Origin of the sequence: Shewanella sp. SM32 (assembly GCF_025654235.1) — a bacterium.
Taxonomy (GTDB): domain Bacteria; phylum Pseudomonadota; class Gammaproteobacteria; order Enterobacterales; family Shewanellaceae; genus Shewanella; species Shewanella oncorhynchi.
In genome coordinates this window covers 21,474-34,218 of the sequence record NZ_JAKKRO010000013.1, presented here as the reverse complement: position 1 = coordinate 34,218, position 12,745 = coordinate 21,474, and the positions used below count along the sequence as shown (strand labels likewise).

12 protein-coding genes are annotated in these 12,745 nt (G+C 44.6%); all 12 read right to left on the bottom strand.

The window, feature by feature from the left end:
- Nucleotides 1-59: 59 nt before the first annotated feature.
- Nucleotides 60-554, bottom strand: a complete 495-nt coding sequence (locus L5M10_RS07410) for a chemotaxis protein CheW (RefSeq protein ID WP_006082380.1) — start codon at nucleotides 552-554, stop codon at nucleotides 60-62.
- A gap of 7 nt (nucleotides 555-561) precedes the next feature.
- Nucleotides 562-1,545, bottom strand: a complete 984-nt coding sequence (locus L5M10_RS07405; protein ID WP_263148463.1) for a chemotaxis protein CheW — start codon at nucleotides 1,543-1,545, stop codon at nucleotides 562-564.
- Nucleotides 1,529-2,320, bottom strand: a complete 792-nt coding sequence (locus tag L5M10_RS07400) for a ParA family protein (protein WP_028761170.1) — start codon at nucleotides 2,318-2,320, stop codon at nucleotides 1,529-1,531. The genes L5M10_RS07405 and L5M10_RS07400 overlap by 17 nt, the downstream gene beginning before the upstream one ends.
- Nucleotides 2,321-2,389: 69 nt before the next feature.
- Nucleotides 2,390-2,911 (bottom strand): membrane anchored protein in chemotaxis locus, encoded by a 522-nt coding sequence (locus tag L5M10_RS07395; protein WP_263255139.1) that lies wholly within the window; start codon nucleotides 2,909-2,911, stop codon nucleotides 2,390-2,392.
- 13 nt (nucleotides 2,912-2,924) lie between these two features.
- Nucleotides 2,925-4,052: a chemotaxis response regulator protein-glutamate methylesterase gene (locus L5M10_RS07390; RefSeq protein ID WP_263255102.1), complete on the bottom strand. Its 1,128-nt coding sequence runs from the start codon at nucleotides 4,050-4,052 to the stop codon at nucleotides 2,925-2,927.
- 20 nt (nucleotides 4,053-4,072) lie between these two features.
- Complete coding sequence (locus L5M10_RS07385) at nucleotides 4,073-6,322, bottom strand: chemotaxis protein CheA (RefSeq protein WP_263255101.1); 2,250 nt, start codon at nucleotides 6,320-6,322, stop codon at nucleotides 4,073-4,075.
- A 15-nt stretch (nucleotides 6,323-6,337) separates the two neighbouring features.
- The gene (locus tag L5M10_RS07380) at nucleotides 6,338-7,075 is read right to left on the bottom strand and encodes a protein phosphatase CheZ (RefSeq protein ID WP_028761174.1); all 738 of its coding nucleotides are present in this window, start codon (nucleotides 7,073-7,075) and stop codon (nucleotides 6,338-6,340) included.
- Nucleotides 7,076-7,088: 13 nt separating this feature from the next.
- Nucleotides 7,089-7,472: a chemotaxis response regulator CheY gene (gene cheY, locus L5M10_RS07375; protein WP_007649667.1), complete on the bottom strand. Its 384-nt coding sequence runs from the start codon at nucleotides 7,470-7,472 to the stop codon at nucleotides 7,089-7,091.
- A 47-nt stretch (nucleotides 7,473-7,519) separates the two neighbouring features.
- On the bottom strand, nucleotides 7,520-8,233 hold the full coding sequence (locus tag L5M10_RS07370) for an RNA polymerase sigma factor FliA (protein ID WP_028761175.1): 714 nt from the start codon (nucleotides 8,231-8,233) through the stop codon (nucleotides 7,520-7,522).
- On the bottom strand, nucleotides 8,226-9,107 hold the full coding sequence (locus tag L5M10_RS07365; RefSeq protein ID WP_263255100.1) for a MinD/ParA family protein: 882 nt from the start codon (nucleotides 9,105-9,107) through the stop codon (nucleotides 8,226-8,228). The genes L5M10_RS07370 and L5M10_RS07365 overlap by 8 nt, the downstream gene beginning before the upstream one ends.
- A 4-nt stretch (nucleotides 9,108-9,111) precedes the next feature.
- Nucleotides 9,112-10,494, bottom strand: a complete 1,383-nt coding sequence (gene flhF / locus L5M10_RS07360) for a flagellar biosynthesis protein FlhF (protein WP_263176618.1) — start codon at nucleotides 10,492-10,494, stop codon at nucleotides 9,112-9,114.
- An 11-nt stretch (nucleotides 10,495-10,505) separates the two neighbouring features.
- The gene (gene flhA / locus L5M10_RS07355; RefSeq protein WP_028761177.1) at nucleotides 10,506-12,605 is read right to left on the bottom strand and encodes a flagellar biosynthesis protein FlhA; all 2,100 of its coding nucleotides are present in this window, start codon (nucleotides 12,603-12,605) and stop codon (nucleotides 10,506-10,508) included.
- Nucleotides 12,606-12,745: the final 140 nt, after the last annotated feature.

Genomic DNA, 12,745 nt, shown 5'->3' with positions numbered 1-12,745 from the left:
CGCAAATAAACAAAATGGCTGAATGAATTCTAATCATTCAGCCTTATCACACTCATTGATTAGATCTGAGTCAACTCGGCCCATTCTTCGTCGGACAATAATTTGTCGAGATCAACTAAGATAAGTAATTCATTGTCGCGATTGCTCACGCCTTGAATAAACTTAGCACTCTCTTCCGTTCCAACATTAGGCGCATTGTCAATTTCAGAGCGGCGCAAATAAACCACTTCTGCAACACTATCAACTAAGATACCAATGACCTGTTTTTCAGCTTCGATGATAACGATTCGGGTTGAATCATCAACTTCAGCAGACTGCAATCCAAAACGTGAGCGGGTATCAATTACAGTGACGACATTACCACGTAAGTTAATGATCCCTAGTACATAATAGGGGGCACCAGGTACAGGAGCAATTTCAGTATAACGCAGCACTTCCTGCACTTGCATTACGTTGATACCGTAAGTTTCATGGTCCAACTTAAAGGTAACCCATTGTAATACTGCATCATCTTTACTTGCAGCGACTGCTGCTACATTTCTTGTATCTTTCATGTTTACCTCAACCAATTGAGTCCTGACAACCTAAACCCGCATTAAGCATTTCAACTAAGGCTTGTACGTGCAAAATGCCACACATCTGTTCTTTAACTACACCCGCTAACCAAGGGCGTTTACCCGCTTGACTACGCCAGTTGACTTGCGACTTATTAATTTTTACCGCATTGACCAAGGACTCACAAGTCAATCCCCAGTTACTGCCTTCTAATAATACAAGATATTGATAATTTACTGATTGCGCCAGTTTATCTGTGTATTTTTCTGGCATAACCCACGCACAAGTATCAACAATGTTCAATTGCTCCTCCCTATGCGTCTGTACACCAAGAAACCATGCGGGTCGACCAAATATGTGGTTTATCCGCTCAACTTTTACTATTCCGCCTAAACTCACCAAAGGCACAGCCAATGTCAGCCCTGCTACTTTAAAGAATAGTACCTGAAACTCATCATCGAGCACTTCTTGCAAATCTTTTGTCACACTAGGAGGCGTAATGCCGACTTGTGTTTCTGGCTCAACGATTTCATCAACAACGGTTTCATTAACAACATGCTGAGCTTGTGGTACTTCTACCACAACAGGTTGAACATCAATAGGTGGCGCTATCTCTACTGAAGGAGGTATAGGTTCTAACCTTGCAGTCTTTAGTACTGGCGCTAGTAATTTCTCTAACGCTTGCTTATTCACTTGAGCTACAACCTGGCTTACCGGAGCAACAAACTCATGTTGTCTCGGCACAGCTTTTGGCTGCAACTGCGCAGTAGGCGTTATGGCCTTCTCTACATTCTGCGGTGCGGCAGTGCGACCATTTTCAGCCAAAATAGCCGCATCGAGCAATGCTGCCTCCGTTTGATTAACGGCAACATTTTGATTTGAGTCTGCTTTTACAATGCTTTGAGGGGAAACAATCTGGTTTGGACTGTCGTCTTCCTGTAGCAATAATGCGAAAAAATCAAAAACAGTTTCATCAACCGATTTTGACATGGCCAAACTCCCCAACTAATAAGAAATCTAATAATCTTTCATAGGCTTTAACGCCGCGGCAACCACTCGCATAATGCGATGCTGGTAAATGTGCCAAACTGGCATCTCTAAACTTAGTGTCTACTGGAATAACGTCTTTCCACAAAGTATCACTGTATTCGGCACCAAGAACTTGCAAAGCCGCAGGTGATGCTTTAGTGCGTTTATCGTACATGGTAGGCACAACAGTGTAACTGTAGCGCGTCTTCTTAGATCGGCCCATTAACTCCATCGTTTTAATCATCCGCTCTAGCCCTTTAATGGCAAGAAACTCCGTCTGCACAGGAATAATGATATGCTGACTTGCCGCAAGCGCATTGACCATTAATACCCCGAGTACGGGTGGGCAATCAACGATAGCAACATCATAATCATCAGCAACCAGTGCTAATAAATTACGTAATACTAATCCCATTCCTTCTTGATGACCTAAGGCTCTGTCTAAGGTAGCCAATGCCATAGTTGCAGGCAATAAATCCAAACCATCGACTAAGGTTGGCACAACATGGGATAAAACGAGTTCCTTAGAAAGGTTTTTATGGGCAAGAAAAACATCAAACAACGAGCCTGGAACCTCTTCAGAATCAATACCTAAGTAATAACCTAACGAAGCATGTGGATCGGTATCTATCATAAGAACACGCTTACCACGCTTAGCTAATGTTCCCGCTAAACTCGCTACCGTCGTGGTTTTACCTACGCCACCTTTTTGATTCGCTATGGTCCAGACTTTCAAGAAGTGACCTACCTATACTGGTTAATATGCTAATGAACTAGAAAATTGTGAGTTCACAAATTCTAAAAATTACTGATCTTTTCTGGTCGTGACTCGAATGCCGCCATTGGGCAAACTAATCACTTTGACACCATCGGCATTCTCAGATATCACCACGGGCAGCATCTCTGCATTTTGGGGGGCAATTGTCTGAGAAACAGCTTTAACCTCTTTTTCTGGCGCTTGAAGCTGTTTAGGAATAGAGGATTCCAGATTAGTTTTTTCCTTCGCCGTATCTATTTCAGTATCTGGTTCGCCCAGCAAAGGCGGAATGCTATTTTGTACCGGCTCAGGACCAATCGCTACAGCCTTCTGCTCACCAGGAGCCGCTAATTGCAACATTGCTTTAGTCTGATCGGGATGAGACGCTAACCAAGTTGCAATGGCCTCAGCCTGTTCGTCAGGTACCATTAACAGCACCTGAGTCGATTCCAAACGTTTTACATCCGCCTGCAGCAAACTATTCTTACGCTTGTAATCAAGGCTTAAGGCACCAAGAACCAAAATGGCTATGCCCATCAACAAGATGATGAGCACACTATTTGTGCTCATCGGATATTGGTTTTTAGACACGAACAGACTCTTTTAAAATACATTCGGCCATGTTGTCTAAGGCTATCGACTGGGTGGCAATCCCAGCACTCGCAACGGCTTGTGGCATACCATAAACCACACAACTGGCTTCATCTTGCGCCCAAATGGTTGCGCCTACAGCTTTCAACATCCGCGCGCCTTCTCTGCCATCCGCCCCCATGCCAGTTAATACAACAGCAAGCACATCACCACTAAAGGCTTTAGAAGCAGAAGCAAAGGTGATATCCACACAGGGCTTATAATTCATATCAGCACTGCCTGCGATAACTTTTAATCGGCCACTTGCTCCAGTACGTTCAACCATCATTTGCATACCACCCGGCGCTAAATATGCACAACCCGGTTTAAGCAGATCGCCATTAGCGGCCTCTTTTACTTCAATTTTACATAAGCCATTTAAACGACTCGCAAATGCAGGGGTAAAAGCTGCTGGCATATGCTGAATTAATAGAATTGGGTGCGGATAGTTTGCAGGAAACTGCGTGAGTATTTTTTGCAGCGCAACCGGACCACCAGTAGATGTACCGATCAGCAATAATTTATACTGTTTACCACTTGCACGAATCGTCGTTGCCGTTGAGGTCCTAACAGGAGCTGCGACAGGCGTATGAGCCGATATACTCGTTGAACCTAAAACGCTACCTGTTGGACGCGCACTAGGTGTTGGCGCGACCACAGGACGTGCAATCGGACGAAACATTCTGCGTCGTCCCAATGCCTTAACTCTTTGTTGCAACAATAAAATGGCATCATCTTTGTTGGTCGCAATATCTTCAAAACGTTTAGGTAGAAAATCTAATGCACCAGCATCTAAAGCGTCTAACGTTGCTTTAGCGCCATCATGGGTTAAAGAAGAAAACATCAAGATCGGAGTCGGACACTTAGCCATGATTTCACGAACAGCAGTAATACCATCCATGACAGGCATCTCAATATCCATAGTGATAACTTGGGGATTAAGCTCAGCAGCCAACTTCACCGCTTCGGCCCCATTTGAGGCCGTCGCGATAACTTCCAGTTCAGGATCTTGATTGACTATTTCACTAACACGTCGTCTGAAAAAACTTGAGTCATCAACGACTAATACTTTAATGGCCATTCCATTCCTTAGCTTGGAAACTAATTCTTACTTTTCGCATAATGCTTTAGCAATCCAGGAACATCTAAGATCAGTGCAATACCACCATCCGATGTAATTGTCGCACCAGCCATCCCAGGTGTGCCATGTAACATAGCGCCAAGAGGTTTAATAACGACCTCTTCTTGTCCTATTAAGGCATCCACTACAAAACCAATTTGCATCATGCCTAATTGCACGATAACCACATGACCATGCTTTTTATCGCCATGTTTAAAGGTCGTTTTGTTTCTATGTAGCCAGTGTTCCAAATAGAACAAAGGTACGGCCTTATTACGTACTATGACAGTCAGTTGCCCATCAACAATATTGGTTTTTGTGAGATCGAGATGGAAAATCTCATTCACGCTAGATAGAGGTAATGCAAACACTTGTTTAGCGACATCGACCATTAAGGTTGGCATAATCGCCAGTGTTAACGGTACTTTAATCTCAAGTATCGTTCCCTTACCTTTCATGGAATCAATATGTACAGTGCCATTCAGCTGGGTGATACGAGTTTTTACCACGTCCATCCCAACACCACGGCCTGAAATATCTGAAATCTCAACTTTAGTTGAAAAACCTGGTGCAAAAATCAAATTGTAGGCTTCGCTGTCTGTCATTCGCGAAGCAGAATCTTCATCGAGCACACCACGGTTTATGGCGATTTTTTTGAGTTTTTCAGGATCCATGCCTGCGCCATCGTCTTCGATTTTCAGCAGTATATGGTCGCCTTCCTGACTTGCAGATAAGGTAATCGTTCCCGTTCTTGGCTTACCACTAGCTTCACGCTCATTTGGCATCTCGATACCATGGTCAACAGAGTTACGCACTAAGTGGACGAGTGGATCGGCAAGCGCTTCAACGAGGTTTTTATCTAAGTCAGTTTCTTCACCGACCATGATCAAATCAATTTCTTTGTTTAGTGTACGAGCAAGATCACGTACCACCCGAGGGAAACGACCAAACACTTTCTTGATCGGTTGCATACGGGTTTTCATCACAGCGCCTTGCAAATCGGCAGTAACGAGATCTAAGTTCGCGAGAGCTTTCGACATCTCCTCATCATCACGGCTGATGCCTAAGCTCACCAATCGATTACGCACTAACACTAACTCACCCACCATATTCATGATCTGGTCGAGTCGTGCGGTATCTACACGTACTGTTGTTTCACCCTGAGGCACATTCGCAGAGCTAGCCTTAGCAGGTGCTTTATCGACAACCGCAATTTCCACCTTAGGTTTTGCAGCAACGACTGGAGCAGGAGCTGGTACTGCGGCTTTAACTGGCGCAGGAACATGTGGTGCAGCAGTAGGTGCTACGGTCGCAACAGGGGGTGTAGGCGCTTTAACTTCGGCTTTCGCAGGTGCTCCGCCTTTCCCATGGAGTTCATCGAGTAATCGCTCAAACTCATCATCAGTAATTTCATCAGCATCTACAATCGGTTGAGGCGCAGGTGTTGCCACAACCTTAGGCTTAACAGGCACTTCAGCCTCAGCTTTAAATTTACCTGAGCCATGAAGTTCATCCAGTAACGCCTCGAACTCATCATCAGTGATGTCATCACCTGATGTTGAAGGTGTTTTAATTGGTGCAGCAGGCTTTGCAGCAACTGGTTCAGATACAAATGTGGTAGCAGCGACCGCAGGTCCCTTTCCTGAACCATGAAGCGCATCCAATAAAGCTTCAAATTCAGCATCATTAATATCATCGATACTTGAAGACGTATTTTCAATGGAAGATGAGTTATCACTTATATCAGCAGGGATTTCTTGAGGGGTAGGAGTATCAATAATGACTTCAACAACAGGTTCTGGCTCTGCAACCTTGGCGGAAGCGACTTCAGATGGCAAAGGTGCACCTGAACTGAGCATTTTAAGTCTCGCTAGCAAACCTGAATCGGCGGGGTCTTGTTGCTCGCCCTGCTGGGTTTGCGCAAACATGGTATTAATTGCATCAACAGCCTGCAAAATAATATCCATCAACTCTGCGTTAACGCTACGCTTGCCTGTCCGCAATAAATCGAAGGTATTCTCAGCCTCATGACAAACATCAACCATGGGAGTTAAGCTAAGAAAGCCAGCACCACCTTTAACGGTATGAAAACCTCGGAAAATGGCGTTCAGCAAGTTAGTATCATCAGGATTATTTTCAAGCGCAACGAGTTGCTCTTGCAGAAGCTCTAAAATTTCACCGGCTTCGATTAAAAAGTCCTGGAGTATCTCTTCATCTACATCAAAGGCCATCAAATTGACTCCCAGTTAGAAACCCAGACTCGATAGAAGATCATCCACTTCGTCTTGACCCGTTACCACATCTTGACGAAGCTCGGCATTCATTATCGGGCCTTCTGCTTCAATATTATTTTTCTGAGCAATCTGACTTTCAATCATAGGTTGCTCACCAAATACCGTCAGCATAGAAACCAGATTACTTTCTACTTCCATTACTAGATCAATAACACGACGTATTATTTGTCCTGTTAAGTCTTGAAAATCTTGCGCCATCAAAATTTGATTAAGCAATTCACGTAATCGAGTCGAGTCATTTGCACTACGAGACATAAGGTCTTGTACATCATGACAAAGGCCCTTAAATTCAGTCAGCGCTATCTCGCGTCGCATTAATCTGTCCCAAGATGGCATGACATTTTGAATATTTACGGTCACGGCATTAGCCAAAGGTAAACATTCTTCAACCGCATCCATGGTTTTATTTGCAGCTTGTTCGGTCATGTCAATAACGTAATTTAAACGTTGCTTGGCATCGGGGATCTCTGTATTGGCTAATTCAGCAAGACGATTATCAACTTGAAAATCCATCAGCGCACTATGAAGTTGCCGAGTTAATTTACCTACTTCTTCGAATAATTCTCGTTGCAGTGGAGCAGCAAGCTCCCGAAATAAATCATCAGCCTGACTTTGCTCACCTGCACTTAATAATTCAACTAAATGCTGAGCTTGCTCGAGCGTGATGAGCCCTGATGTTTGTGACTTCATAGCTCATCCTTGCTCAAGCGAGTCGTTCGAATATTTTATCTAACTTCTCTTTCAGCGTTGCAGCGGTAAAAGGCTTAACCACATAACCATTCACTCCCGCTTGAGCGGCAGCAATAATTTGTTCACGTTTTGCTTCAGCAGTTACCATTAATACGGGTAAATGCTTTAGCGAATCATCAGCGCGAATTGCTTTTAACAGATCGATTCCTTGCATACCAGGCATATTCCAATCTGTAACAACAAAATCAAAATCCCCCTTTTGCAACATCGGCAGGGCTGTTGAGCCATCGTCTGCTTCTTGGGTGTTATTAAACCCCAAGTCTCGCAACAAGTTCTTGATGATACGCCTCATTGTCGAAAAATCGTCAACAATGAGAATCTTCATATTCTTGTCCAAGGTTTCCTCCGGTGAGCTGACATTCTGTGCTCGATTAATAATTATACTTATGTCCAGTGCTTGAGTTTAGCTTTCAATCGCAACATTGCCTGACTTAATATCTGGCTAACCCGCGATTCACTGACTTCAAGAATGGCGCCAATCTCTTTTAAATTCAATGCTTCATCGTAGTACAGGGATAACACTAATGCATCTCTTTCAGGCAATAATTTAATTGCCTCAACCAGAGCAGAATGAAATTGGTTCTCAGCTAATGCTTCAAATGAATCATCATCGGACCGATCACTCACTGTAAGTATATCCTGAGATACGCCTAAATCTTCTATCCCTATGATTTTTCCGACAGAAACATCGTTAAGAATATGATGGTACTCATCGAGCGTCATATCAAGTTTTTCTGCAATTTCTGTGTCGCGTGCATCACGGCCCAGTTCTTGCTCTAACTCATCAATAGCGTGTGCAACCTTACGATTGTTACGATGAACGGAACGAGGGACCCAGTCGCCACGACGAATTTCATCTAACATGGCTCCACGTATGCGTATGCCAGCGAAGGTTTCAAATTTCGCACCCTTGCCACCATCAAACTTGGATGATGCTTCTAGTAACCCCATCATCCCAGCTTGGAGTAAATCATCTAACTGCACAGATGCAGGTAGTCTGGCGAGTAAATGATGCGCAATTCTTTTAACCAACGGAGCATACTGTTCAACGATCGACGATTTATTGTCTAAACAAGTATACGCAGCGGCTTTATTCACTCGTTTTTTCCTCTTGAAAATCTGGTCGTTGTACTAAACGCTCAACGAAAAACTCCAAATGCCCACCAGGTTGCTGCGGCACAGGCCAGCTCAAAATTTTATTTGCCAATCCTTGATACGCAATCGCCGCTGGTGATTTAGGATAAGCTTCAACCACCAATTTTTGTTTACGAACTGATTTACGTAAGTTTTCGTCAAATGGAATCGTGGCGACTAATTCAAGTGCAACATCTAAAAATCTGTCGGTCACTTTACTGAGTTTAGCAAATAATTCCATACCTTCGCGTAAACTAAGCACCATATTGGCAACTATTTTAAAACGGAACACGCCATGCTCACGGCTGAGAATTTTAATCAGGGCGTAGGCATCGGTAATCGAAGTGGGTTCATCACAAACAACGACTAGCACATCCTGCGAAGCACGTGAGAAACTGAGCACCATATCTGAGATCCCAGCCGCTGTATCTACGACTAGAATATCAAACTGAGTCCGCATCTCACTAAATGCACGGATTAATCCAGCATGTTGCGCCGGGCTTAATTCCACCATCCCCTGTGTTCCTGAGGTGGCTGGTACTATGCCTATCCCCTTTGGACCACGAACGATAATATCGTCAAGCTCTGCATCACCAGAGAGAACATGAGAGAGGTTACGCTCGGCACGAATACCCAGCATGACGTCGACGTTTGCTAAGCCAAGGTCAGCGTCAAGTACCAAGACACGCTTGCCTTTTTCGGCTAATGCCACAGCAGTATTAATAGAAACGCTGGTTTTACCCACGCCTCCTTTGCCACCAGTGACCGCGATTACTTTCACTTTTTCGTTATAGGGTTGATTCATCATACGTAAACCACTTGCTTGATCCAGGGTCATAAATCTACTCAAATGCACAGGCCATATTATCTGACCACGCTGTGTCTTGTAATGATTGTTGTTCTGTACTATCTAACGCTGCGAGTGCCTGCTGGGCTAAATCTAGGGTATCCGCAACTTTCATATCTTCAGGAACTCTTTGTCCATCAGTAATATAACTTAATGGTAATCCGTTTTGGATCAACACACTTAATGCCCCTGCTAACGACACAGATTCATCGAGTTTTGTGAGAACGACACCAGATAGGGGAATGCGTTTAAAATGATTGACTGCATCTTGCAGCACACGGCGCTGCCCTGTCGCAGACAGTACCAGATAACTGCGGATAGGTATCCTGCTATTTGCAGTTAAATTATCAAGTTGCTGGTAAAGGCGCATATCTCGCTGTCCCATGCCAGCCGTATCTATCAATACTAGCTTGCGATTCCTAAACTGATAGAGAATTTGCTCTAATTCATTTAGATCATGAGCTTGCTTTACTGGGCAGCCCATTATTTTGCCATAAGTTGCTAATTGCTCATAGGCTCCGATGCGATAATGATCTGTGGTAATTAAAGCAACATGTTCAGCACCATGATGTGCCGCAAAACGGGCAGCAAGTTTAGCTAATGACGTTGTTTTACCAACGCCAGTAGGACCAACTAATGCAACCACCCCGCCCTGCTTAACAATGTCATCGCCCTGATTATCAAGCATATTAGCGAGACTTTGTGGTAATGCTCTGACTAATTCAGCCGGCGTATAATGCTGGCTCAGCGCGGCTAATTTATTCGCAACCGCAGGGGAGAATTCAGCCTCAAGCAATTTGGCTTCGAGCATAGCACCGACGGGATCGATGCGTTTTTTATGTTCCGTCATCAAGGAGGATACTTGATGTGTCAGTAAATTACGCAGTGATGCTAATTCATCACGCATGGCCTCAATATCGGCAGTTTGCTTCTGAGAGGTTTGCGGTTTCTTGTCAAACGTCGCCGGAGGATCACGACGTTCGGGCTTCGCTGCGGCTGGCGCTTGTAACCCTTTAGCCCATGCAGGTAACTCGGCATCAACTTGCTGATGTGACATTTGTTGATTCAAACGGCTTTGCTGCTTCTCAAGTAAGGCTTGTAATGAGTCTGCAGGTGCGGCTGGCTTAGCGCGAGTTTCTACACGAACTGGCTGCTTAGCACCCAGGGACACGAGATCGTCGCTCACGTCCATAAAGGTCGGTGCAGGCGCAGTGGCTGCAGTTTTCGCTTTAGGTTCGTCATAGTCAACGGCAGCGACAATTTCGATGCCACCGTTCACTTTTTTATTTGACATAATGACGGCATCTGAGCCGAGTGTTTCTTTCACTTGGGCCAGTGCGGCGCGCATGTCTTTGGCAAAAAATCGTTTAATCTTCACTTATGCGTCCTCTACTGGCCGACTGCAGATACGATACGTATTTGCTTCTCATCAGGTATTTCTTGATATGAAATGACTCTGAGATTAGGAATAGTATGTTTAACAAAGCGTGACAGCGTCGCGCGTAACATACCTGACGTCAACAATATGGCGGGTTGTCCGACCATTTCTTGCTTCTGAGCCGCATCGGCAAGGGACTGCTGCATGCGTTCTGCAAGACCGGGTTCAATATTAGGACCATCACCACCGGTTGCTTGCATTGACTGATGCAACATCTGTTCCAACTCTGGCGCCAAAGTAATGACGGGGATTTCGAGCTCTGGGCCTGAGATTTCCTGAACTATCATACGTTTCAAAGCGATACGCACAGCGGCAGTCAAGACTTCAGTGTCATTACTCTTAGTGCCATATTCTAACAAAGTTTGCACTATAGTACGCAAGTCTCTAACTGAAACCCCTTCATTTAATAGGTTCTGCATCACTTTTACGACATGTCCTAGTGGCATGATATCTGGAATAAAGCCATCAACCAGCTTAGGTGAGTGTTTCGCAAGCATATCCATCAGTTGTTGCACTTCTTCGTAGCCTAACAACTTAGCGGCATTATTTGTGAGTAATTGACTAATATGAGTTGCAACAACAGTGGCGGCATCGACGACGGTATAACCTAATGTTTGTGCGTGCTCACGTAACTCAGGAGCGATCCATACCGCTTCTAGGCCAAAAGCGGGATCGCGCGTTTCGATACCATCGAGTTTGCCATAGACTTGACCAGGGTTGATCGCCAATTCGCAATCATGACGAATATCTGCCTCTCCGACGACGACGCCCATTAATGAAATGCGATACGCATTAGGCGATAAATCTAAGTTATCGCGAATATGCACCGCGGGCACTAAGAAGCCTAGTTCCTGAGACAACTTTTTACGCACGCCTTTGATACGGCTTAGTAACTCGCCACCTTGGCCCTTGTCTACCAGAGGGATCAAACGATATCCAACCTCAAGACCAATAGTGTCAACATGATGTACATCGTCCCAACCTAGCTCTTTAGGCTCTTTATCTTGTCTTTCTATTGGACCCGATTTCACTTGTTCTAGCGCTTTAAGACGTTTGTTTTCATTTCGTTTATAAACAAAATAAGCTGCACCAGCCGTCATAAAGGCAAAGCTTAAAAACGCCATGTGCGGCATACCAGGAACAATACCCATGACAAACAGGACTCCGGCGGCGATACCCAATGACTTATGACTGTCAAACATCTGACTCATCATCATTTGGCCCATATCACCTGACTCGTTTTGACGAGTCACCATCAAGGCTGCGGCGATTGACAATAATAGACCAGGGATCTGCGCCACTAAACCATCACCGATAGTCAGTAAGGTATAAATTTCAACCGCTTCAGAGAAACTTAAGCCATGCTGCACAATCCCTATGATGAAACCACCTACGATGTTGATCACTAAGATCATGATACCGGCAATCGCATCCCCTTTAACGAATTTGGACGCACCGTCCATCGCACCATAGAAATCGGCTTCACGGGTCACTTCGGCACGGCGTATTCTCGCTTGATCTTGGTTTAAGGTTCCAGCATTTAAGTCAGCATCGATTGCCATTTGCTTACCAGGCATAGCATCCAAGGTAAAGCGGGCACTGACTTCTGCGATACGACCAGCACCTTTAGTCACCACCGCAAAGTTGATGATAATCAAAATGATAAATACCACTAGACCAACGGCATAGTTACCACCGATCACCACAGAACCGAAGGCTTCAATCACCTTACCCGCGGCATCACCGCCATTATGACCCTCAAGTAAAACCACACGAGTAGAGGCAACGTTGAGCGCAAGGCGTAATAACGTCGCCACCAGTAACACAGTTGGGAAGGCAGCAAAATCTAAGGGTCTATCGGTATAAATAGCCACCAGCAATACGATGAGAGCTAACGCAATGTTGAATGAAAAGAGTATGTCTAATAGAAATGGAGGGATAGGTAAAACAATCATGGCCAATGCAGCAAGCACAACCACCGGCGTGCCAATGCCTTTAAAAGTGCTGAGCCTAATTTGTTTTACTTGACCAAGAGTCGCTTTAACATCCATTCGCTATAACCTAAACTTTGACGTGTAATAGCATGAAGCAAAAAACGCGCCAACAAGATTAAAGCCATTAATGAAGGAAAGATATGTACTGTGACTGATTGATATACATAAAATTAGCCATAAAAAAACAAATGAACTCG